This is a genomic window from Phaeobacter sp. JH20_26, from assembly GCF_048056275.1.
GTDB classification, from domain to species: Bacteria; Pseudomonadota; Alphaproteobacteria; order Rhodobacterales; family Rhodobacteraceae; genus Phaeobacter; species Phaeobacter bryozoorum.
This window is the reverse complement of sequence record NZ_JAYMWL010000003.1, coordinates 57,680-79,444: the sequence shown is the minus strand read 5'-3', so window position 1 is coordinate 79,444 and position 21,765 is coordinate 57,680. Positions and strand designations below refer to the sequence as shown.

Genomic DNA, 21,765 nt, shown 5'->3' with positions numbered 1-21,765 from the left:
GCACATTACCCAAGTGATTTTGTGGTGGTTGCCTTTTCTCTTTATATAGTATGCGCGCGCGACTGCCGGTGGAACCTCTCAGATCGCGCTCAGCGCAAGGAAACCAAGGGATTATGGACGAACACAACGAGAGAGCTCTTGCTTGCATTCGTTTACAAACGGTCGTTTATTAGCGCTATATGAAACTGCAAAAAGACTGTTTTCATGCCCCTGATAGGCTATGCCCGCGTATCCACAGAGGATCAAACCCCCCTGCCCCAGTCGCAGGCGCTGAAATCTGCGGGTTGCGCCGAAATCCACGAAGAACATGCCTCGGGCGGCAATCGTGCGCGGCCGGTGCTGGCAAGGGTGCTGGAACGGATCGACAAGGGCGACACACTGGTCGTCGTGCGGATCGACCGCCTCGCGCGATCCCTGTCGCATCTGCTGGAGGTGATTGAACGGCTGGAGGCCAAGGGTGCTTTCTTCCGCTCGATACAGGACCCTATCGATACTGGATCCCCGCAGGGCAAGTTCACGTTGCAAGTGCTGGGGGCCGCGGCCGAGTTCGAGCGCGCCCTGATCCGGGAACGCACCAAGGCCGGCCTTGCCAGCGCTCGCACAAAGGGCCGCGTAGGCGGGAACCCTGGGCTGCGGGCCAAGGACCCAGCCGCTCTGCGCAAAGTGCGGCTGGCACGACAGGACGGCTACATGGAGCGTCTGAACGAGACGGCCCAAGATTGGGTGCCCCATGTCCGCCGCCTGCGGCCCGACTTGGCCTGGGAAGACGTGGTGCGCATCATCAACGGCCCCTTGCCCGAGGCGCGTCGCTGGACACAAAGCCGCCTGCTGCGCGCTGTGAAGGCCTATGTTCGCGATGGGTTCCTGCCTGCCGAGGTGCTGGCCCGCGCCGGGCGCCGCGAAACCGACGACCGTCTGCCCGCGATCGTCGCCGGCATCAAGGGCGCAGATCCCGACATCACGCTTCAGGCGATCTGCACCCGGCTGGAAGCGATGCGCGAGCGCACGCCACGCGGGCGGACAAGCTGGCAGCCTTCTTCGGTGAAGATGCTACTGGAGCGGGCTGAGAGGCTGGGGCTGCTCGATTGAGATTCCCGAGAATCGCCCATCCGATTCTGCCGACTGATTTCTGTACGCACTCACAATACATCTTGTGGTCACTTCGTAGCTGGCAACGAGGTGTTGAAGTAGAGTGAGAGCGCAGTCGCCCAAGACGCTGATTTTTAACAGTTTACGGTCGACAGAAATCGGTGCCTTCAACGCCGCCAGGCCGCTCAACGGTTTGGTCTGGATTTATCCACAATATCTGTTAAGCTTTGCAAAACAATAAAGACTTGAGGGCAGTGATGAACGGGATACGGGCCTCCCAGAGATTTGAAGTCATGTCCAAGCGGCTTGGTAGTCGGTTGCGTGAACATGCGCAGGAAACCTTCCCACCGGACGCTCAGAAGGGCCTCCGACGCTTCGCCATGCGGGAAGCGGCTGAACTGCTTCGCATTAATCAGAATACCTTTCGCCATCATGTGTCAAACCTCGAAGGCTTTCCCGAAGGTGTCCTGGAGGGCGGCAACCGCCGTAGCTTCTCTGCAGAGGAGATGGTCGAGGCACAACGCGTACTTCTCGAGACTGGAAGGATAAAGCCAGAAGAACACCCGCACAGAAGACCGGGAGAGGCTTGTCAGGTCTTGACGATCTTCAACCTGAAGGGTGGCTCCGCCAAGACGTCATCTGTTGCCCATGTAGGGCAACTACTGGGTCTGCGCGGCTACCGGGTGTTACTGATCGACCTCGACAGCCAGGCAAGTCTGACAAACCTATTCGGGGTTACTCCCGAGCTGGATCCGGATATGCCCACGTCATACGATCTTATCCGATCCGACGATCCACTGCCCGCAACAGAGATCATTCGCAAAACAAACTTCCCGACCGTGGATCTGATCCCGGCATCCATGGACATCATGGAGTACGAGTTCGAGGTCGCCCTGAGCTTCAGACACGGCGCCACCACGTTCCATAGCCGCATCCGGGAAGCGCTTGAGCCCGTCCTCAACCGATATGATGTGGTAATATTTGACACCCCACCGCAGCTGAACTTCTCGGTGATCTCTGCCCTCTTTGCATCGACCGGGGTCCTGATCCCGCTCAACGCGTCGATGCTTGATGTCATGTCGCTGGCGAGCTTTCTGGGCATGGCGAGCAACCTGATGGGCGTCGTCGAGGCACACGCCCCGGAACATGGACTGAACTTCGTGCGAGTTCTGATCACCCGCTACGAAAATACGGATGGTCCGCAGGTGCAGATTTCGTCTCTGCTTCGGACAGTCCTCGGGGATGCCGTGCTGTCTGCCGAGTTCCTGAAATCAACAGCCGTGGGTGATGCTGCGAACACCCAGCAGAGCATCTTCGAGGTCGAACCTCGCGACGTGAACCGCAGAACTTACGAGCGCGCGATCGAGTCCGTCTCGCGCGTGACCGACGAAGTCGAACGCGAAATCCTGAAAGCATGGGGGCGTAGCCATGGCGCGTAAGGTCTTCGGGGACTCACTCAAGAACGCGATGGGCAAAACGCCGCCTTCAGACGACGATCTGGATGTGAAACGGACGAGCCCGACTGTAGCTCGCGCTCAAGCATCTGTGCTCGAAGAGGATAAACACGCCACGCGGCTGATCGACCCGACCGCCATACGGATGTCCGCGGTCATGGACCGCATCGATCCAAGCGATGGTCTGGATGAGCTTGTCTCGTCGATCCGCGAGCACGGTCAAAAGGTTCCAGTGCTGGTTCGCCGAACCGAGGACGGTGCGCTTGAGATCGTCTATGGACGCCGTCGGCTTCTCGCTTGTCGCCAACTTGGTCAGAAAGTGCGCGCTACGGTCATGGAGATGACCGACGAGGAAGCTCTCATTGCCCAAGGCGTAGAGAATAATGCGCGCCAAGATCCATCGTTCATCGAAAGGGCTCTGTTTGTCGCCGGAATCATTCGAGAACTTGGGAAAACCGAAGAAACGCGCAAGAACGCTCAAACGATCGCGTATCGGGCACTTCAGATCGATGAATCGCTCGTCTCGCGGATGAACCGTATCGCTACGGGCATCCCGATGGAACTGATCCAGGCTATCGGACCTGCACACGGCGTTGGTCGACGGGTTTGGGAAAAGCTTTTCAGGCTGTGCGAGAAAGACGTCGCGAGAGCCCGAGAAGTTGCCGGCAAAATCCCTCGCAACATACCGGGCCCCGACCGTCTCGAAGCGGCGGTTGCCTTGCTGACAGCCACCAAACCATCGACGCAGAAGACACACCCCAGTGAGCGCGTGAAGATCGGCCGAAAGGGCAACCGTATCACCATCGATGTGGACGCGGATCTTGTCCCTCGTGTTGAGGAGGCAGTCCGGAAGCTGGTCATGGAGCTTCTTGACCGCGGTCAAGACGGGCCAGAGTGACGACCCCCGTGTCTTGACCGCGGTCAAGACATCAAAAGCAACGAGCAGAAAACGAAAGGAGGACCGGCTAGAAAAAGAAAGACCCCCCGAAAGCGATGCTTCCGAAGGGCCTCAATCAGTCTCGACACCTGATTGATACCCCCAAAACGAATCGATTTCAACACCGCTCGCGGTGAACGGGGAAGCTTTTTCTTCCGAAACACCATGAGACATGCAAATGAAACAACAACCGCCCTGGCGGAACGGATATCTCTGCCCTGCCCTAACCCCTATGAGCTTCTGGGCCCAGTTCGCGTACTGAGGAAGGAGCTCGGTCTCACAACCAATGACCTCGCCGTTCTGACCGCGCTCATTAGCTTCCTACCCCGCAAAGAACGTGAGATTCAGGACAGCCAGCGACTTACGCTCACTGTCGTGTTCCCATCGAACGCTTCTCTGTCAGAGCGCGCCAATGGACTCGATGAGAGAACAATTCGACGCAGCCTGGGACGCCTCTCAGCTGCTGAACTGATCGAACGCAAGAATTCAGCAAATGGCAAACGCTTTCCGCTGCGGTATGGAGGCGTTATCAGAGATGCCTTCGGTATCGACCTGAAGCCCTTGATCGAGAGGTACGGCTCGCTCGCGTCACAAGCCTTGCAGCTCACCGAAGAACGCGAGCGCTTGCGCTCACTGAAGGCTGAGGCGTTGGCCCTACGTGCTTCGCTACTCCAACAGACACGCTTCGATGAATCAAAGCTCTCTACCCTCAACATGATCAGAAATGTCCTGCGTCGAGCAACATTAACCGTTGATGCAGTCCTGAGCGTTATCTCAGAACTTAGAGCCCTCGGAGCCGATACCGACGCAAGCTACGGTGAACACCATGCCGCAGCAAAAACTGGTACCGCAGATAATTTACTAACTATCGAACACCGACCTCATACACCAGATTCCAACGATCTGCCCGCCACAAACGGTCAAAATGTCCGGCACATAGAGTCTATAAAAAAAGATATTAAAAAGAATGTTCCCACTACGGTCAATCGCGGTGAACAAACCGCACAAACCAAACCCACGATGAACCGAGACCCAGCACGCATGGCATGGGAAGACTTCACCCACGTTGCGGGATTTTTCCCAGAACCGCCGCGCACAGGAGAAGCACTTACCCGCATTCTATACGACCTGGGTCGATTGCTTAGAATAAGCAAAGACGAACTGCGGCATGGCATCCAGAAAGCAGGCGCAGGAAAACTGCTTCTCATCTTTGACTACCTGATAGCAAGAGCAGACACGATCAAACACCCTGACGCCTATTTTGAAAGAGTCCTACGCACACAACTTGCTCCCACATGAACTTCTTGACCGCGGTCAAGAACCACCGGGAGAGGGAAAGGGGTGTAGGTTTTATGGTGACCGAAAGTGAGATCGGAAGAGTGGCTTCCGACGCCCGTCGTGGAGAATATCTGATAACCAAAGCTGTCCAGATAATCACCCTGTCCCGGTCCCTGGATATCCCTTTCGACAAACTGATGTTGAGGCACTCCAACGCGCGGCGCATCAAGGCCGGCGTGTCAGTCGAGGACCTGGCCGAAGACATCGCTCACCGCGGCCTCATGCAAAGCCTGAGCGAGCGGCCCGTGTTGGCTGACGATGGTACCGAGACTGGCAAGTTCGAGAACCCAACCGGGGGCCGCCGGTTCCTAGCATTGTCCCTGCTGGTGAAGGAGAAGCGTTTGGCAAAGACCACGCCAATTCCCTGCATTGTGCGGGATGCAGCGTCCGACATCCTGGCCGAGGACGATTCCCTTGCGGAAAACATGCAGCGCGTCGCTCTGCACCCGTTCTACCGGTTCCGCGCGTTTGTGTCCCTGCCTGACAAGGGTCAGACCAATGCTGCATGACCTCTTCCAGGGCGATGGCGACAGTTCGCTCGAGAACCCTGCCTTGCTCGATCGGCTGGTGACGGAGAAACTCCAGGCCGAGGCTGAGACGGTTGCGGTTGAGGGCTGGAAGTGGATCGAGGTCGCACTCGACCTGCCTCACGGCTATAGCCACGGCCTGCGGTCCTTGTCCTGCGATCCGGCACCTATGACGGATGAAGAAGAAGCGGTTCATACCAAACGGCTCTCCGAGTATCAGGCGCTGGAAGAAGAACACGCGGGACAGGATGAGACCCCCGCCGAGATTGATAAGCGGCTTCGCGTGTCGGAAGCGGAGATCGAAAAGATCGAGGCCCTGCCGTTAGTCTTCAATCCGACAGACATCGGGCGGGCAGGGGCGTTCGTCACGCTCGATCGCTACGGCGCGCTGGCAGTCTATCGCGGCTAGGACCATCTGACCTCGGACGAGTCCATCGAGAACGGCATCACCGCCAATATGTACACCTACACTGAGACCGTGCAGCGGTTCGGATGACACATGGGAGGGCTCAACCCATCTCTTGCAGAATATCCAGAATATATGTATATTCTGCACAAATGGAGACCCAGATCATGCAAGAGCTTCCCGAGTTCAAGGCGGCCGACCTGACGCGGCACACCAGTGACCTGTTCGACGCGGCCATACGGTCGCCGATTGCGATCACCAAGCATCGCAAACCCAAATTCGTGCTGATGAGCATGGACCAGTACCAGCAGCTCGCGCGCGGGGCTACGCAACAGGCTCATATGGTTGACGAGATGCCCGAGGATCTCAAGGCGCTGATGATAGAAGGGCTCGAGCGGGACTTGACGCAGTCTGATGACTAGGCCGAGTGCTGGAGAGGTTTTCCGCTATCCGTTCCTGTGGAAACGCGAGCAGATGGCGGGTGAGACCGAGGGCCGCAAGACACGGCCTGTCTGTATCGCCGTCACTGTCGCCAAGTCCGATAGCGAGACCGTGGTGTTCATCCTGCCGATCACGACGCAGCCGCCCTTGCCTTCGCGCAAGTTTATCGAGGTGCCACAAATCGAGTCGCAGCGCGTGGGGTTAGAGACCCATGTCCGCAAATGGGTCATGCTGGACGAGATCAACACCGATATTCTGGAGCGGTCATATGTCTGGGAGGACCGCACGCCCATCGGCACGTTCAGTTCCGTCTTCACATCCAAGATCCAGTCCAGCCTGATCGCGCTTGCCAGGTCGGGCGGGGCATCCGTTGTCGATCGGCTGAAGTAATCTCGATCAGCGCAGGGTCTACCCAGCTTCACTTGTTCCCATCGATCCACTTCGACATCAGCCCCTTGTCGCGGAAGCATTCGTCCGGCACGGCGCGGCGCTTAATGCGGGCGAGACGCTCGGCAAAGGCGACCTGCTTTGATGTCGGGCGGCTGTCCTGCGTGCCCGGGTGCATCTTGGCTTGTGCGTCGATCCAGGCGCTCAAGGAGCGCCGATCTTGCTGAACCTCCCACGGCAGAAGCGTCTGGTTACGCAGGGCCAGCGACCGCGCATAGGCGATCTGCTTTGGCGTCGCGGGCAGGGCGTAAGTGGTGCTTGCCATCGGGGATCTCCCTTCTAAGCTGAGCTTTCAGTATAGAACATAACAGGAACAAATACAAGCCGCCTGCAGAAATCATGGGGTTTAAGAGGAAGAGGAGGGCTGGGGAGGGTCAGGCCTGAGGGTGCTCGGAAGAGGGTTGAACCGGCCTGATCCTGTTCCTCATCGGGGTCTGATGCCGGAAAGTGCAGGATCATCGGTTCTCATGAGCTTCGCGTTTAACATTCTCCGGCATCAGATCCCTAAAGAGTGAAAGTGTCCTTCGGGTTTTGTGACTAACGGATGAGGGCCTTTGGGGTCCCTCAGATGGGTCCGGGCCGGATTCCGGTCTGCCGTTCCTGATGAAGGGCATTCTAATGCAAACAGGTGTCTTGCGCGTATTGCGCGCGACCGCTGCCTCGTGGTGGCGACACAAGGAACTACGCCGAACGGGGCAGGCACAACGGCGCGAGCGCGAGACCGTCCTACGTGATCTCGGTTATCTGAAGCAGGCGGCGCTGTTGCCTAACGCGCATGTGATCTGCGGAGAGGGTGGGACATTCATCCATCTCGGTTGGACCACCGTTTCAACCTTCGCGCCGATCGAGCGCTTTCCCTTGGCCACTCTTGCGGTCGCACGAGGGACCCCGTTCATCGATATCCGACCCGTCACCGATGTTACCACCTTCGCGAGCCTGCCGCGGGTGACACGGGACGGATCGGCCGACCCTGAACCTTGGGGGCTTGGCAGTTCTGTATCGCTGACCACCTACATCGACATGGTCAAAGCCCTCGGTGCCAGGATCATCAACGATCCGAGGCCCCGTCAGTCAACCTAGTCACCACTCCCTCTCACCAAAACTCGAAAGGACGCCAGCCATGGCCCGATCCCGCACGCCCAAATTCGATGCCTCCGAGGTCATCACAAACGAAATCATCCGTATCATCGAGCGCGGCGTCCTGCCGTGGCGCAAGCCATGGACCGCAGGTGGCAGCTCTCGCCCCCTGCGCGTGGGCGGTGAACCCTACCAGGGAGTGAACAACTTCCTGCTGACGATGCGGACCGTGATGGCGGGCCACAGCTCTCCCTTCTGGATGACGTTGCCGCAGGCCAATGCTTTGGATGCAAAGGTTCGCAAGGGCGAGAAATCCTCTGTCGTCGTTTATTACGGTCAAAGCCGGAAAGACGCGGGCGGCGATGAGCATGACCGCAGCGATGGCGATGATCGCTCCGAGGAAGCACGCATCTTCCGCTTCCAGAAATCCTACCGTGTGTTCAATGCCTGCCAGATCGAGGGCTTGCCCGACAGCTTCTTCCCCGATCCGGAGCCCGTGCCCGAGCATCCGCCGTCCGAGCCCATCCCGCACATGCAGGCGTTTTTCGATGCCATCGACATCACAACCGTCTTCACGGGCACGGAGGCGTACTATTTGCCCCCCGTGGACAAGGTCTACATGCCATCCATCACGCGGTTCCAGGACCCGCGCAATTTCTACGGGGTTTGGGCGCATGAGCTGGCCCATGCCACGAAAGCCCCCCATCGACTGAACCGTGATTTCGGGTTCTCGAAGTTTGGCAACACGTCCTATGCGCGCGAGGAGATCGTCGCGGAATTGACCTCGGTGTTCCTGGGGCAGGCGCTCGGCTTCACGGCGCATACGCTCGAGATGAATGCCGCCTATCTCCACAACTGGTTGCGCGTTCTTCGGTCGGACAAGGGCGCGATCTTCCGGCACGCCGCGGACGCGCAGCGGGCCTGCGACTATCTGATCGCCAGATCGGAGACGTGCAGGGCAGGGGAGGGCGCTGAGGCAGCATGACCTATGCTCTGCCGCAACGCAGAAAATGGCAGCTTCGAGCCCAGAGTCACCGATGCTGCGCATTGCACGAACGTCGGCTAAGAAGTGCCCCCCGCCACAACGTTGGCGGAGGGCTGTGCTTTCTAGAGGGCTTTACGGAAGATCACTTTGTCGTCGCCCTCGGCCCAAAAATCGCGGATGCGCGCCTCTTCTTCATAGCCATTCTGCGCATAGAACCTGCGCGTCAATGCAAAGTCGTCAGTTCCAGACGTGTCCACGATCAAGATACGTTGCCGTTTGTCCTTTAGGTGCTGCTCGGCTGAATGTACCAACGCCGCCCCCAACCGTTTGCCTTGCAAATCTGGGCGCACCGCGAGGGCGAGCATGTTCCACGTACCATCGGCGAGTTCCTCAGGAACCGTGTAGCACAGGCCGACGGCTTCTCCGTCGATGTGACACGTCAGCCAAAAGGCTTCCGTCTCACCTGCTAATGACGGGGCGAGCATGTCTGGAAGCATCTCGCTTGGGAAAAGCTCCGTTCCGTCCAACACTGCCTGAAGGCCCGCAATGTCGTCGGACGAAGTGGCTTTGATGATTGGTTTTGTCATTTTCCATATGTCCTTATCGATTGTCGTACTGAGGGTTAACGGAACGAATGCCGAGCCTTGTGGCGCGGTAGGGTCGTCCGTTTTCGGATTTGATGAACCGCCTCTTTTTCAGACGGTCAAAGAGCTTCAGCGAGCAATCAGCCAGAACGTGGCCGTCGCGTGTGAAGCAGGAAATTTCGCGCACTTTGCCGTTCGTCATACGCTCAAAATGGATGGCTCCACCTTGCGCTAGAACGTGCAAAACACGCTGCTCGTGTTTTGAGATATTCAATGGATTGTCTCTTGATCTTAAGTCAGCCGAAATGGCTTCCGGCATCTCGCGCGGAAGTCATTTGGTTCAAGTTGGTCCAATCAGGTGGACCTTAGCGGCGGGCCGCAATCGTAGACATAAAATCTCCATCGCCCTGCGTTCGTGCAGCGCGTATTCGGGAGCTACTGCGATAAGTAGAAGTTGGCAAGCGGACATTTGGAAAATCAAAGTCAAAGGCAGCAAAGTCCGCACAGCGGACTATTGGAACTGTTTGGTTCGGGCAGGTTTGGACCGGGTTCCTCCGCCCGGCGGAAAAGAAAAAGATGCCGTAATGGGGCTTTCGGCGAATCGAGCACGTTTCGCTTGTTTGTCAGCATGATCTGAAGTGCCGTTGCCCTTGATGCGCCTGCAGCGCGTCTACGAGGTCGTATGTTTCCATGCGCCTCAATTCCTGAGAATAGAAGGGCAACGACATGAATGTATTTATCGGACTGGATGTATCTCTGGCAAGCACGGCGATTTGTGTGTTGGGGCCGCAGGGGAAGGTTGTTGAGGAGTTGGAGGCAGCCAGCGAGCCTGAGGCGCTGGTGCGTGCGATGGCGTCATTGCCGTACGCGGTCGACGCGATTGGGCTCGAAGCCGGACCACTATCCCAATGGCTGAGCAAGGGCATCGAAGAGGCTGGCTTTGACGTGGTTTTGATGGAAACGCGGTTGGTGAAGGCCGCCTTGAAAGCCATGCCGATCAAAACTGACCGGCGTGATGCTCAGGGGATTGCGCGGTTGCTTCAAATGGGATGGTACAGGCCCGTACACCGCAAATCCGTGTCCTCTCAGGAAATCCGCGCTCTGTTGACGGCGAGAAAGTCAGTTCAACAGGTGATCATCAACCTCGAGCTTTCGATGCGAGGTGTCTTGCGGAACTTCGGTCTGAAGCTCGGACATGTCACCCGGATCAGGTACGAGGCCCGGGTGAGGGAACTGGTCGAGCAAAATGAAATCCTGTCGGCGTCGACAGAGGCCCTTTTGCGCGCGCGTGCGCAGTTGCGCGCCGAGTTGGCTGAATTGGATGCGACAATCGCGGATCTGGCAAAACAAGACGACGTTTGCCGTCTGATGATGACGATGCCGGGCGTCGGTCGGATCGTCGCCCTGACGGTCAAATCCGCGATCGACGATCCGACCCGGTTTGTGCGATCGAAGGATGTTGGTCCTTGGGTCGGGCTGACGCCGAGGCGCACTCAATCCGGAGAGATGGACATTGTCGGGCAAATTACTCGAGCCGGCGACCGGGCCCTTCGAACGGCCTTGTATCAAGCGGCGATGATCTTGATGCACCGTGGGTCACCAAACTGGCTCCAGGCCTGGGCGCTCAGAGTGGCCCATCGGCGTGGATCGAAACGGGCCTTGATTGCACTTGCGCGGCGCATTGGCGTTGTTTTGCACCGCATGTGGCGAGACGGCACACCATTCCGCCATGCGCAGAGCTCACCGGCAACGGTCTGAGTAAAACAATTCCAGAACTTGATCGGACGGAGGAACGCACTGCACCTGACGACAGGTACGACGAGGTCCCTTGCCGGGACGAGGTTCCTGGAGATGCCGGAAGCCCGCAAGTTATCGGCTAACGCTGAATACGCGTAAAAGATAGGTACCCAGGGATCAGATTTGGACCAGGCATAGAGTGGCAGCCATGAGGCTGACTACGGACGGAAGAGCGAAGCCCGTGCAGGGGGTGTCCTTCAGTCCTGACGTGCGGATGCAGTGAAAAAGAAAAAGTAAGCTTCTGAATTTGTGCCTTAAAACTCGGTGAAGAATGAGATCTTCGCCGGAATTTTTGACTTGCCCGAAACCCTTGACAGAGGCCCGCCCCATTACGGAAGCGGGCTTTGAGAAGGGTGTTTCAAACCTCTCAAAGGAGATCCCCATGTCCATGAATGTTCAACCCCAGCCAGACCGTCCGGATCCGACCGTGATCGCGGTGCAGAACGACGCGTTTCGCAAACTTGCATGCCTTGGGGTGCCGCCCGCGCAACCCATCCAGGGCCGGATGCATGTCACCCGCTCGCTTATGGAGGCCGGCGATGGCTTCATGGCCGAGGCGGTCAAGGCAACCGGTGAGTTTGCCACGTTCGAGCCTGAGAATGATCCCGAGGGCTGGCACGATTTCGGGGTAGTCGAGATCCGGGGCGAGACCGTGTTCTGGAAAATTGATGGGGTGGATGCTCCCTCCCACAACGGCATCACAATGTGCCAGACTGGCTTTGTTGGAAGTCAGTGAGAATGAAAGGAAGCATCCATGACCGACGTTAGCATTTTAGCCATCGACCTTGCAAAGCACTCGTTCCAGGTCTGCGCGACGACCGCCGATGGCGTGATCATATTCAATCGCAAATATTCCCGTGGTAAGTTGAGCGAGCTTTTGTCCAGTCATCCGGCTTGCATGGTGGCGATGGAGGCCTGCGCGACCAGTCACTACTGGGGCCGAGAGGCGCAAGGCCACGGGCATGACGTCAGGTTGATCCCGCCGATCTATGTGAAGCCGTTCGTCAAGCGCAGCAAGAATGACGCCAATGACGCAGCAGCGATTGCGGTTGCAGTGCGGCAGCCAGACATGCGGTTCGTTGCGGTAAAGAGCCCAGATCAACAGGCGCAGGCCATGCTATTTCGCACTCACCAGACGTTCACGCGCCAGCGATCGCAACTGCTGGTTACCCTGCGAGGGCATCTGGCAGAACACGGTATCATCGTGGCAAAGGGCAACGCCGCACTCATCGCCTATGAAGAGGTTCTGGAATCCCAGCCTGATCTTGTACCAGAGCTCGTGTTGGAAGCTGCACGCCTTTACTTCCATCAAATTGCCCAGCTCAACAGTTCCATTGCAGCGTTTGAGCGGCAGATGAAAGACACCGCCAAGCGTGATGATACTGCACGCAGGCTTCAGACCATGCCGGGCATCGGTCCGATCAATGCAGCTGCCTTCTTGGCCTTTGCGCCACCAATGGAGAGCTTCCAGCGAGGCCGCGATTTTGCCGCCTGGCTCGGTTTGGTGCCGCGCCAACATTCGACAGGCGGTAAGACCAAATTGGGCCGTGTCAGCAAGATGGGACAATCTGATATGCGGCGGCTTCTGATCACGGGTGCCACCGTCTGCCTCAGATGGGCCGTTGCGAAAGGCATCGACCCTCAAAGCTGGTTAGGCAGGCTTCTGGCACGCAAGCCCGCCAAGATGGTTGCCGTTGCAATGGCCAACAAAATGGCCCGAGCCCTCTGGGCAATGATGACGAAAGAACAGGACTACACGGGCAACCTAGTACAATATGCCAAGCCGTAACCGAGAATAGCAATCCGATTTAGCCTGCATACCAGCATCAGGCTGAACCGGTGAAGTGAGGAGATCGACAGACGATTATGGGCGCAATGATCACGTTCAGCTTTGGGAAAACCATATAGAGGTCAAGGACATGAAAGTCCGAAAAATCGATTTGGACCCCAAGCTCACGAACACCATAACGGCCGGTGGCAGACCTTAGCCACATGCACAGGCCTGACACACGACCGGTACCGATCACGCAACCAAAACCGTCCGAAGATTGCCTTGCCAAAACGGGAGCATCCACACACGATCTCTATGAGGCAGATTCGGATTTCCGCTACGGGGCTGAGGCCCCGGACAATCCCGCCACCACCGTCCGCGTGCTGACCATCATGCTGGCGCGCGACTGGTAGGGGAGGGGACACCCCTCCTGACAGCCCAGGCGATGAAGGCCCACTGACCCCTCAAAGGGAGAGTGGGCCTTTTGTCGTGGTGATCCCTGAAGCCGGGGATTGGTCACGCGCGTGAAGGCGCGGGCCACACCTCACCCTCCTGGAAGGATATCCCATGACCACAAGCTTTGCCCCTCTCACCGTCGCTATCGGCGATCTGGTCCCGCATCCCGCCAATGTGCGCAGCAACGCGCCGGAAACCTATGACCCCGAGAACATCGCGCATCTGAAGGCCAGCATCGCTGTGCTGGGCCTGCTCCAGCCGCTCCTGGTCCAGAAGCTCGACGGCAAATACGCCGTGCTTGCCGGTGGCCGGCGCCATGCCGCGCTGAAGGAGCTGATCGCTGACAAGGCCAGCAAGGGGTTCACGGCGAAAACCAAGGTCGACTGCCGCCTTGTCCCTGACGACTGCGACGTCACCACGGCGTTGTCGCTCGCCGAGAACATCACCCAGGCACCGATGAACGCAATCGACGAGTTCGAGGCTTTCGCCCGGATGATGGAGGTCGACGGCCAGACGCCCGAGACCATCGCAAAGACCTTCGGCACCACGGTGGCCGCCGTGAAAGGCCGGTTGCGCTATGGCCTGATCCACCCCGACATCCGCGCCGCGGCCCGGGCCAAGGTGATCACGCTCGACACGATGAAGGCCTTCGCCGAGCATCCGAGCCAGGAGGCGCAGCGTGAGGTCTATGAAGCGCTCACGAAGGACGGCGGCTATCTGCAGGCCTATACCGTTCGACAGGCGCTCAAATCCCGCGGGGTGCAGGTCAGCGATGATATCGGGGCTTTCGTGCGTGAAGACTACGAGGCCCGCGGCGGCGCAGTCGCGGCTGACCTTCTGGAAGAGCATTCCGTGCTCGAGGATGCGGCGCTGGTCGAGACCATCCTGCTTGAGAAGCTCGGTGCAACCGCCGAGGACGCCCGTATGAGGCTGGGCTTTGCTTGGGCCGATGCGATGGTGCGCTATGATTACGCGACCATGGCCGACTACGGCCGCGTCTATCCCGGCCCGATCGAGCCGGATGAGGCTGCCCAGAAGCGCATCGATGAGATCACCGCCGAGCTCGAGAAATTGCAGCTCCAGATGGAGGATGAGGGGCTCGAGGACGGTGCCTACAATGCCCTTTACGACCGCGTGGACGCCTTGGAAGAGGAAGCGCGCGACCTGCAGGAGGCCTACAGCACCGAGGACCTCGCCCGTGCAGGCGTGGTCGCGTCCTGGTCGGGCGGGCAGGTGACCCTCCATGTTGGCCTCGTCCGCCCGGAAGACACCGTCAAAGAGGAGGGCGCACGCGGCTCCTCGGCTGGCCCGACCGGGGAAGAAGCCCCGGACGCCGGCGAAATCACCTATCCAGCCTCACTGGCTGAGGACCTCAAGACCGAGCGAGCCATGGCGCTTGGGGCCGCGATTGCGCTGCATCCGGAAGCCACGCTCGATCTGACGCTCTTCAAGCTGGTGAGCGACGTTCTGGCCAGCGGCATGAGTGTCACGCAGGCGATCAAGATCGATGCCCGCAAGGAATACCGTACCCACGCCAAGATGGACGAGATCGACGAGACCTCGCTCGAGCAGGTGGCGGCGGCGCATGATGCGCTTGACCTCTCGTGGCTCGATGACAGCCGCGCGCCCGCCGATCAGTTTGCGGCGTTTCGCGCGCTGGAGGCCGGCGAGAAGGCCAAGCTCGTCGCCTATGCCACGGCCAGTACCACGCAGTCCTGCTTCGCACGGGATCCTCGGCGCGACAGCCTGATGCATGCGTTCGAGATCGAGATCATGCCTGACATCCGCGCCCACTGGACGCCGAACGCGGCGCTCTTCAACCGCTTCAAGAAGGTCTGGCTCCTGAAGATCCTCGGCGAGGATCTGGGTCTGGCCCAGGAGGCGGTGACGCTGGCCTCGTCGAGCAAGAAGGAAATCGTCGCCTTCTGCGACAAGCTCTTCGCTGAACCCTTCGCCACGCTCACGGACGCGCAGCGCGCTGCCGTGGCCGCCTGGTGCCCGCCGATGATGCAGACCGCCGGTGGCGCCTGTGATGAGACGGCGCCGATCACGGAAACCCCGGAACCTGACGGCGAGGTCGCGCAAGCGGCCTGAGTCCTCACGCGACCCGCGCGAGGCATTCCCTGCGCGGGTCGACCCTCTTCCAAACCGAACAGAAAGACATCCCCATGGCTATTCTCAAGTTCTCTGCCTCCGCTGTCGCGGCGCAAATCGCCCATGCGCGCGCCTGCAAGACGTTCCTGCCCAACTGGAACGGACCCGTGGACAGGCCAGCCCTGATCCTCATCGTCGGCAATGGTGTGCATCTGCGCTCAAACGGCATCGATGGCACGACCACCCGTATCGTCACCACCGAACAGGCCGATCCCTCTTTCGCCTTCGCCGACGGCATAAACCCGTTTCGGGACACCGACTGGATGGCGCAGCGCCGCATGGCGTTTCGCGATCTGACCGGCCAGTTCTACACCGACATCCTGGATGACGTGCAGGTGCTCATCGACCGGGGGCGGGGGGCCATCCGGCTGGCCACCGATGGCCACAGCATCCGCGTCTTCGTGCGCCGGGCCTCGGACTATCTCATCGGCGGGACCTACGAGGTGCCCTCGGGCCTTGGCGGCACCTTCCGGGTCATCCTCAAGGATGCCTGCGACACCTTCGCGATCGTGCAGAACTGCGGCAATTGCGAGGATTTCGACGCCATGCAGCCCTACCGCGTGCCGCTCGATGCGCTGATGGAACTCGATGATCGGAGGGTGGCCTGATGGGTTGGCTCTTCTATACCGATCGCCGCGTCCAGACCTACGCGGATGAGAAAGCGGAGATTGCCCGGCTCTGCACCTCTCATGGCGACAGGCGCAAAACCGAACTGGTAAAAGCCTGCAAGGTCGGCTCCACTTGGTATGCGGCGGCAAAGGTCACCAATCTTGACGGCACCCCTGTCGAAGACACGACCTATGTCACCGATGCGGATGGCTCCATCACTTTCGGAGCTGTCTTCCTCACCCGATATGACGACGGCTGTTGGGGATACAAAGACATGGAGGAAAGTGCTGGCCCGAACGAATCTCGTGCTCCGCTTGGGCTGATCGAGCTTCTCTCCGACCTGAAAGACCCGGACAGCTACGCCCAGGACTGGCGTCAGCGCTGCCGGAATTGGGCTGCGATCCCGGACTACGAGGAAGGCGACAAGATCAGGCTCGCCACGCCCGTGACGCTCACCGATGGCAGTACATGCCAGATCGTCACCGCGACGCACTACAGGCGGGGTCGGCAGAAACGCCGCTGCTACCGCATCGAGGAAAACGGCGGGCTCGTGCGGCTCTCAAGGGCCTCGCTTGCGGGCTCGGAGCTGCTCAGTTCCGCGAAGGGTGCGGCCAGTCCTGTGCTGGCGGAGTATCTCGCGGGGCAGGGTGGCTGAGTTTCTCGCTGAGACAACACCACGGGACCACGCGCACACATACTGCCGACTTGAATTCGTATCTCAAATGAGATACATCACTCTCATCAACTGGAGGACCATCCATGCCTGCCCAAACATCCATGCTTCATGTCCGTGTTGACGATCAGCTGAAAGCACAGGCTTCGGACGCACTTGCGGGCGTCGGTCTGACGCTCTCCGACGCGGTGCGTATTCTTCTGACCCGCGTGGCCGCAGAAGGCGGCTTGCCTGCCGGATTGACCGCTGATCCGGATGCCTATGACGCCTGGTTCCGGGCGAAGGTACAGGAAGCGCTGGACGATCCAAGGCCCACAACGCCCCATGCCAAGGCGATGCAAGACGCCCAGGCATTGATTGACGGGAAGCGCCTTGCCAAATCTTGAATGGAAAGCTACGGCCATAGCCGACTTGCTGGCAATCATTGACTACATCTCTGACGACAACCCGGATGCCGCCCAAGTTCTCAAAGATGAGATTGAACACAAGACGTCCCTTCTTCCAGAACGCCCTCAAATGTATCGTGCGGGCCGTGTCGATGGGACCCGGGAGATGGTTGTTCGGCCAAACTACATCGTGGTTTATGTTGAAGGCCCTGAGATGGTGACCATTTTGCGCGTTCTTCATGCTGCGCAGCAGTGGCCATGATCGGGGTGCAGGCCCCCCGCTAAGAAATTGCCCGCTCTACGCCTTCAAAGTGTAGAGCGGGCTTTTTGTCCTTTGGAACTCAGACCCTGATCCAAAGGAAACCCCCATGTCCAAACTCAAACCGGCAAACCCGGCTCTCTCAATCTCCGACGCTAACCTCACCTCTGCCCTCGCGCAGATCGGCGCGGAGGTCGACAACCAGCCCCTGCGCAGTTCAGCGCTCGCGCGTATCATGCGCGAGACGTTCCATGGCAGCGATGCCGGCGGTGCCTGGGACTGGCGCATGGCATATGACCTGATGCAGGCCGCGGCTGTCCAAGTGCTGCTGGGTGGGGACGGCGCGGCAGGTGACATCGCCGCTGCAAAGCTCCTTGCCTCACGGCTTCTCACGGAAACGCGCCGCTCCGAGCAGCAGATCCGGCTGCAGCAGTTTTCCACGCCGTTGCCTTTCGCGGCAATGGTCGTGCAGGCCACAGCGATCCGCAAAGGCGAGACTGTGCTGGAGCCCTCGGCTGGCACCGGTGCCCTGGCCGCTTTCGCCGCCCGGGCCGGTGCCACGGTTGTGCTCAATGAGATCGACCCCTTTCGCCAGCGCCTCCTGCGCGCGGTTTTCGGCGGCGAGGTGACGGGCCATGACGGCGAGCACATCGACGATCTGCTGCAGACGCCGGTTCTACCCGATTTCGTGGTGATGAACCCGCCCTTCGCCTCCTCGGTCGATCGCTCCCGAGACAAGCACATCGCCGCCAAACATCTCGTCGCGGCTGCCAAGCGTCTGGCACCTGGTGGGCGGCTGGTGGCGATCATGCCGCCGGGGTTCACGCCCGAACGCGATGCCGCGCATTGGTCCCGCGCCTGCGGTCTCCTGACGCCGCGCTTGGCGTTGACGATGCCGGGGCAGGTCTACCGCAAGCTCGGCACCTCTGTCGAAACCCAGCTGATGGTCTTTGACAAGGTGCAGGACGACGGCGAAATGATCCGCGTCCCTGTGCGGGATCTGGATGAAGCCTTGGCATATGTCGATGCCGTGGCCGCAACCAGGACCGAGATGCGCCGCGTACAACAGGCAGCGGCGATCCATAACGGGCGGCCGGCCGTTCCATCATCTGCCCCGCGCAAGACCGCCGGTGCGCCTGTCGCCGCCTCCAAACCACGGGCCAATGCCGTCCGCCCGCTCAGCTTCACAAGCTTTGAGGCCCCCCGTGATAACACGCCGGTCTCGGATATCTATGCGCGTTACCGGCCGCAGCGGATCGCGATCGCGGGTGCGCAGGAACATCCCACGCCGCTCGTTGAAAGCATCGCCATGGCCTCGGTTGCCCCGCCCATGCCCTCAAACACGGGCAGTGATGACTTGCGCCTGCCCGCACGGTTGGTCGAGGAGGGAGATCTCTCCGAGGCGCAGCTGGAAACCATCATCATGGCGCATGTTGCCCATGGGCGCGACCTGCCCGGTCGGTTTACCATCGATGACGACCAGACCAAGCTGACGCGCGCCGATGATGATCCAGACGCACGTGCCTATCGCCTCGGCTATTTCCTCGGCGACGGCACCGGTTGCGGCAAGGGGCGCGAATGCGCGGGGCTGATCCTAGTGAACTGGCTTGCCGGGCGCAGAAAGGCCATCTGGGTCTCCAAATCCGCAACGCTTATCGAGGACGCGATCCGCGACTGGACCGATCTCGGCGGCTCGCCCGCCGACATCCAGCCGCTTTCCAAATGGAAACCGGACCAGCCGATCCCGATGGGCGACGGTATCCTCTTTGTCACCTACGCCACGCTGCGGTCCGCGGGCAAATGCGGCACCACGCGGCTGAGCCAGATCCTCGCCTGGATGGGTGAAGACTTTGACGGCGTTCTTGCCTTCGATGAGGCCCATGCCATGCAGAACGCGGCAGGGTCTGAGCAGGGCAGGGGGGTCAAACCCTCCCAGCAGGGCCTCGCCGGGCTGCGGTTGCAACTTGCCGCGCCCCGCGCCCGCGTCTTTTGTGTCTCGGCCACGGGTGCCACCAGCGTACACAACCTGGCCTATGCCGCGCGGCTGGGGCTCTGGGGTCAGGGTCCCGAATACCCCTTCCCGAGCCGCGAGAGCTTTGTCTCGGCGATGGAGGCAGGCGGCGTGGCTGCCATGGAGGTGGTCGCGCGTGATCTCAAGACGCTCGGCCTCTACACGGCCCGCGCCCTCAGCTTCGACGGCGTGGAGTATGACGTGCTCGAACACGCGCTCACTCCGTCCCAGATCGAGATCTACGACGCATACGCGACTTCGTTTCGGACGATCCATCACAATCTCGAGGCCGCGCTGACAGCGACCGGCGTCAACGACGCCTCGGGAGAGACTAATGCCTCGGCCGCACGCTCCTCTGCCAAATCTCGCTTCGAGAGCACGAAGCAGCGCTTCTTCAACCATCTCCTGATGGGCATGAAAGCCCCGACCATCATCCGCGCAATCAAGGACGATCTGGCGGCGGGCAAGGCTTGCGTCATCCAGGTGGTCTCGACGGGTGAGAGCCTGCTGAAACGCCGACTTGAGACAATGGACCCGGAGGATGAACTCGTCGAGGGTGCCTTGACGCCGCGCGATTATGTTCTGGGATACCTCGAACAGGCCTTCCCGATTCATGCGCAAAAGCTGGTCGAGATCGACGGCAACATGGTGGCGGAACCTTTGCGGGATGAGACCGGCGCGCTCGTTGTCTCGCGCGAGGCGCTCGCCCTGCGCGATGCGGCCATGATGGAGTTGATGACGCTGGCCCCGATCCCCTCGGCGCTCGACCAGATCCTCTGGGCCTTTGGCGACGAGGCCGTGGCAGAAGTCACGGGGCGGTCCATCCGGCCCCTCAAGGCCGAGGATGGTCATCTCTTCATCGAGAAGCGCGCCGCCAGCAGCAATTCATCCGAAACCCAAGCCTTCATGGACGGTGAGAAGGACATCCTTATCTTCTCCGATGCGGGCGGGACGGGCCGGTCCTATCATGCGGCGCAAACGGCGAAGAACCAGAAACGGCGGCGGCACTACCTGCTGGAGCCCGGCTGGCGCGCCGATGCGGCCATCCAGGGGCTGGGCCGCACGCATCGCTCTGCCCAGGTCAGCGCGCCTTTCTTCCGGGTCTGCACCTCGGATGTGCATGGCGAAAAGCGTTTCACCTCGACTATAGCCAAGCGCCTCGACCAGCTAGGGGCCTTGACCAAGGGTCAGCGCGAGACCGGCTCGCAAGGCATGTTCCGCGAGGAGGACAATCTCGAAAGCCCGATCGCGCGGGCCGCACTACGTGGGTATTTCGCCGATCTTGCCGCCGGGCGCGCTGAGGCGATGAGCTACGAGAGCTTCACCGACTGGACGGCCCTGCGGCTGATCGACAAGGACGGGGTGCTCCTTGAGGAGCTTCCCCCGATCCAGCGGTTTCTCAACCGGGTTCTGGCCCTTCCCATCCACATGCAGAACGCACTCTTTGCCGAGTTCATGAAGCGGATTGCCGATCAGTCTGAGCGGGCGCGCGCGGCGGGCACGCTCGATTTCGGCGTGGAAACCCTACGCGGCGACAAGATAGAACAGGTTTCCACGGAGGATCTCTGGACCTGCCCGAAATCCGGTGCGGTCACGCGGATCATCGGACTTGAGGTGACGGACCCGGTGCACGTGCTGTCGGCGGATGACGCGCTGTCGCGCAATCCCGACAAGCTGCCCATGGTCAACCGCGCTTCCGGCCGCGCGGCGCTGATCTCGGCGCGGCCCATGCAGATGTATGACGAGGATATCGTCACACTGATGCGCAAGGCCGTGCGGCCCAACGGGTTCAGCTACCTCGAGGAGACGCGGTTCGCGTCCTCTGCCTGGGAAGACATCGGCAAGCCTGAGTTTGCAGGGCTTTGGGATGCCGAGGCTGCGTCACTGCCCAAGACCACCACGACCAAGCTCTACCTGCTGACCGGGCTGCTGCTGCCGATCTGGAAGGACATTCCGACCACCAATGAGCGCATCTACCGGGTCACGCCCGATGGGGCGACCGCCATGATCGGGCGCACGCTGAGCGAGGAAGGGGCGGCCGCGCTGCGCGCCCGCTTCCTCGTCTCCAATCCGCAAACGCCGCAGGAGATGTTGACCGCCGCCCTCGGCACCACCGCACCTGTCGACCTCGGCCGGGGTCTCACCCTGACCCGTCGTCGTGTCGCTGGCGAGATGCGCCTTGAGTTGGGCGGTGCGGATCGGGGCATGATTGAAGGTCTCAAGGCCATGGGGTGTTTCACGGAGATCATCGCCTTCCAGCTGCGGGTGTTCCTGCCGCATGGGGACGGGATCGACACGGGAAGCATTCTGGCCCGGATCGTGGGGCAGGCACCAGATGCCCCCTCGGTGGCAGCAGAATAGGCA

20 protein-coding genes and 2 pseudogenes are annotated in these 21,765 nt (G+C 60.2%); 19 read left to right on the top strand and 3 right to left on the bottom strand.

Annotated features, from left to right (window positions below):
• The first annotated feature begins 204 nt into the window (after window positions 1-204).
• The 7 genes and pseudogenes from VWY60_RS01450 (at window position 205) to VWY60_RS01420 (ending at window position 6,582) form a co-directional block, all read left to right on the top strand.
• Window positions 205-1,089 carry a recombinase family protein gene (locus VWY60_RS01450; protein WP_416592453.1) on the top strand — a complete coding sequence of 295 codons (885 nt, stop codon included), beginning with the start codon at window positions 205-207 and terminating at the stop codon, window positions 1,087-1,089.
• Between the two features lie 293 nt (window positions 1,090-1,382).
• A complete protein-coding gene (repA, locus tag VWY60_RS01445) occupies window positions 1,383-2,528 on the top strand; it encodes a plasmid partitioning protein RepA (protein WP_157801980.1) in 1,146 nt (381 codons plus the stop codon).
• Window positions 2,518-3,441: a ParB/RepB/Spo0J family partition protein gene (locus VWY60_RS01440; protein ID WP_416592452.1), complete on the top strand. Its 924-nt coding sequence runs from the start codon at window positions 2,518-2,520 to the stop codon at window positions 3,439-3,441. The genes repA and VWY60_RS01440 overlap by 11 nt, the downstream gene beginning before the upstream one ends.
• Window positions 3,442-3,645: 204 nt before the next feature.
• Window positions 3,646-4,779, top strand: a complete 1,134-nt coding sequence (locus tag VWY60_RS01435) for a helix-turn-helix domain-containing protein (RefSeq protein WP_416592451.1) — start codon at window positions 3,646-3,648, stop codon at window positions 4,777-4,779.
• Between the two features lie 113 nt (window positions 4,780-4,892).
• Window positions 4,893-5,751: pseudogene (locus VWY60_RS01430) on the top strand (ParB/Srx family N-terminal domain-containing protein); the annotation flags it as partial.
• Between the two features lie 167 nt (window positions 5,752-5,918).
• Window positions 5,919-6,173 carry a type II toxin-antitoxin system prevent-host-death family antitoxin gene (locus VWY60_RS01425; RefSeq protein ID WP_254656526.1) on the top strand — a complete coding sequence of 85 codons (255 nt, stop codon included), beginning with the start codon at window positions 5,919-5,921 and terminating at the stop codon, window positions 6,171-6,173.
• Complete coding sequence (locus tag VWY60_RS01420) at window positions 6,166-6,582, top strand: hypothetical protein (RefSeq protein WP_254656527.1); 417 nt, start codon at window positions 6,166-6,168, stop codon at window positions 6,580-6,582. Before VWY60_RS01425 ends, VWY60_RS01420 begins: the two co-directional genes overlap by 8 nt.
• A 28-nt stretch (window positions 6,583-6,610) precedes the next feature.
• Here the strand turns inward: VWY60_RS01420 and VWY60_RS01415 are convergent, their stop codons facing one another.
• Window positions 6,611-6,904, bottom strand: coding sequence for a hypothetical protein (locus VWY60_RS01415; RefSeq protein ID WP_416592450.1), 294 nt, complete (start codon window positions 6,902-6,904; stop codon window positions 6,611-6,613).
• 353 nt (window positions 6,905-7,257) lie between these two features.
• Between VWY60_RS01415 and VWY60_RS01410 the strand changes: the two genes are divergently transcribed.
• Both VWY60_RS01410 and VWY60_RS01405 read left to right on the top strand, forming a co-directional pair.
• Window positions 7,258-7,719 carry a hypothetical protein gene (locus VWY60_RS01410; RefSeq protein WP_416592449.1) on the top strand — a complete coding sequence of 154 codons (462 nt, stop codon included), beginning with the start codon at window positions 7,258-7,260 and terminating at the stop codon, window positions 7,717-7,719.
• Window positions 7,720-7,759: 40 nt separating this feature from the next.
• Window positions 7,760-8,701, top strand: coding sequence for an ArdC family protein (locus tag VWY60_RS01405; protein WP_416592448.1), 942 nt, complete (start codon window positions 7,760-7,762; stop codon window positions 8,699-8,701).
• 122 nt (window positions 8,702-8,823) lie between these two features.
• Here VWY60_RS01405 and VWY60_RS01400 read toward each other — a convergent pair whose 3' ends face one another.
• Window positions 8,824-9,288: a GNAT family N-acetyltransferase gene (locus tag VWY60_RS01400; RefSeq protein WP_416592447.1), complete on the bottom strand. Its 465-nt coding sequence runs from the start codon at window positions 9,286-9,288 to the stop codon at window positions 8,824-8,826.
• 13 nt (window positions 9,289-9,301) lie between these two features.
• The gene (locus VWY60_RS01395) at window positions 9,302-9,604 is read right to left on the bottom strand and encodes a YjhX family toxin (RefSeq protein WP_416592446.1); all 303 of its coding nucleotides are present in this window, start codon (window positions 9,602-9,604) and stop codon (window positions 9,302-9,304) included.
• Window positions 9,605-10,011: 407 nt separating this feature from the next.
• Here VWY60_RS01395 and VWY60_RS01390 point away from each other — a divergent pair, with 407 nt between their 5' ends.
• From VWY60_RS01390 to VWY60_RS01345, 10 genes and pseudogenes are all read left to right on the top strand, one after another.
• Window positions 10,012-11,043: an IS110 family transposase gene (locus VWY60_RS01390; protein ID WP_416592445.1), complete on the top strand. Its 1,032-nt coding sequence runs from the start codon at window positions 10,012-10,014 to the stop codon at window positions 11,041-11,043.
• A gap of 421 nt (window positions 11,044-11,464) precedes the next feature.
• On the top strand, window positions 11,465-11,818 hold the full coding sequence (locus VWY60_RS01385; protein WP_416592444.1) for a DUF3768 domain-containing protein: 354 nt from the start codon (window positions 11,465-11,467) through the stop codon (window positions 11,816-11,818).
• A gap of 18 nt (window positions 11,819-11,836) precedes the next feature.
• Complete coding sequence (locus tag VWY60_RS01380; RefSeq protein WP_416592443.1) at window positions 11,837-12,871, top strand: IS110 family transposase; 1,035 nt, start codon at window positions 11,837-11,839, stop codon at window positions 12,869-12,871.
• 290 nt (window positions 12,872-13,161) lie between these two features.
• Window positions 13,162-13,266 (top strand): annotated as a pseudogene (locus VWY60_RS01375) (DUF3768 domain-containing protein); the annotation flags it as partial.
• A gap of 154 nt (window positions 13,267-13,420) precedes the next feature.
• Window positions 13,421-15,403: a ParB/RepB/Spo0J family partition protein gene (locus VWY60_RS01370; protein ID WP_416592442.1), complete on the top strand. Its 1,983-nt coding sequence runs from the start codon at window positions 13,421-13,423 to the stop codon at window positions 15,401-15,403.
• A gap of 74 nt (window positions 15,404-15,477) precedes the next feature.
• On the top strand, window positions 15,478-16,071 hold the full coding sequence (locus VWY60_RS01365; protein WP_416592441.1) for a regulator: 594 nt from the start codon (window positions 15,478-15,480) through the stop codon (window positions 16,069-16,071).
• Window positions 16,071-16,727, top strand: a complete 657-nt coding sequence (locus tag VWY60_RS01360) for a DUF6927 domain-containing protein (protein ID WP_416592440.1) — start codon at window positions 16,071-16,073, stop codon at window positions 16,725-16,727. Before VWY60_RS01365 ends, VWY60_RS01360 begins: the two co-directional genes overlap by 1 nt.
• A 104-nt stretch (window positions 16,728-16,831) precedes the next feature.
• Window positions 16,832-17,131 (top strand): type II toxin-antitoxin system RelB/DinJ family antitoxin, encoded by a 300-nt coding sequence (locus VWY60_RS01355; RefSeq protein ID WP_044353023.1) that lies wholly within the window; start codon window positions 16,832-16,834, stop codon window positions 17,129-17,131.
• On the top strand, window positions 17,118-17,393 hold the full coding sequence (locus VWY60_RS01350) for a type II toxin-antitoxin system mRNA interferase toxin, RelE/StbE family (RefSeq protein ID WP_040884151.1): 276 nt from the start codon (window positions 17,118-17,120) through the stop codon (window positions 17,391-17,393). Before VWY60_RS01355 ends, VWY60_RS01350 begins: the two co-directional genes overlap by 14 nt.
• 106 nt (window positions 17,394-17,499) lie before the next feature.
• On the top strand, window positions 17,500-21,762 hold the full coding sequence (locus tag VWY60_RS01345) for a strawberry notch-like NTP hydrolase domain-containing protein (protein WP_416592439.1): 4,263 nt from the start codon (window positions 17,500-17,502) through the stop codon (window positions 21,760-21,762).
• Window positions 21,763-21,765: the final 3 nt, after the last annotated feature.

Bases quoted from the DNA above. Each gene is read 5' to 3' on its own strand.
- VWY60_RS01365 (WP_416592441.1), top strand. From the start codon at position 15,478: ATGGCTATTCTCAAGTTCTCTGCCTCCGCTGTCGCGGCGCAAATCGCC.
- VWY60_RS01415 (WP_416592450.1), bottom strand. From the start codon at position 6,904: ATGGCAAGCACCACTTACGCCCTGCCCGCGACGCCAAAGCAGATCGCC.
- VWY60_RS01390 (WP_416592445.1), top strand. From the start codon at position 10,012: ATGAATGTATTTATCGGACTGGATGTATCTCTGGCAAGCACGGCGATT.
- VWY60_RS01360 (WP_416592440.1), top strand. From the start codon at position 16,071: ATGGGTTGGCTCTTCTATACCGATCGCCGCGTCCAGACCTACGCGGAT.
- VWY60_RS01380 (WP_416592443.1), top strand. From the start codon at position 11,837: ATGACCGACGTTAGCATTTTAGCCATCGACCTTGCAAAGCACTCGTTC.
- VWY60_RS01355 (WP_044353023.1), top strand. From the start codon at position 16,832: ATGCCTGCCCAAACATCCATGCTTCATGTCCGTGTTGACGATCAGCTG.
- VWY60_RS01395 (WP_416592446.1), bottom strand. From the start codon at position 9,604: ATGCCGGAAGCCATTTCGGCTGACTTAAGATCAAGAGACAATCCATTG.
- VWY60_RS01440 (WP_416592452.1), top strand. From the start codon at position 2,518: ATGGCGCGTAAGGTCTTCGGGGACTCACTCAAGAACGCGATGGGCAAA.
- VWY60_RS01370 (WP_416592442.1), top strand. From the start codon at position 13,421: ATGACCACAAGCTTTGCCCCTCTCACCGTCGCTATCGGCGATCTGGTC.
- repA (WP_157801980.1), top strand. From the start codon at position 1,383: ATGTCCAAGCGGCTTGGTAGTCGGTTGCGTGAACATGCGCAGGAAACC.
- VWY60_RS01385 (WP_416592444.1), top strand. From the start codon at position 11,465: ATGTCCATGAATGTTCAACCCCAGCCAGACCGTCCGGATCCGACCGTG.
- VWY60_RS01425 (WP_254656526.1), top strand. From the start codon at position 5,919: ATGCAAGAGCTTCCCGAGTTCAAGGCGGCCGACCTGACGCGGCACACC.
- VWY60_RS01420 (WP_254656527.1), top strand. From the start codon at position 6,166: ATGACTAGGCCGAGTGCTGGAGAGGTTTTCCGCTATCCGTTCCTGTGG.
- VWY60_RS01405 (WP_416592448.1), top strand. From the start codon at position 7,760: ATGGCCCGATCCCGCACGCCCAAATTCGATGCCTCCGAGGTCATCACA.
- VWY60_RS01345 (WP_416592439.1), top strand. From the start codon at position 17,500: ATGTCCAAACTCAAACCGGCAAACCCGGCTCTCTCAATCTCCGACGCT.
- VWY60_RS01400 (WP_416592447.1), bottom strand. From the start codon at position 9,288: ATGACAAAACCAATCATCAAAGCCACTTCGTCCGACGACATTGCGGGC.
- VWY60_RS01410 (WP_416592449.1), top strand. From the start codon at position 7,258: ATGCAAACAGGTGTCTTGCGCGTATTGCGCGCGACCGCTGCCTCGTGG.
- VWY60_RS01435 (WP_416592451.1), top strand. From the start codon at position 3,646: ATGAGACATGCAAATGAAACAACAACCGCCCTGGCGGAACGGATATCT.
- VWY60_RS01450 (WP_416592453.1), top strand. From the start codon at position 205: ATGCCCCTGATAGGCTATGCCCGCGTATCCACAGAGGATCAAACCCCC.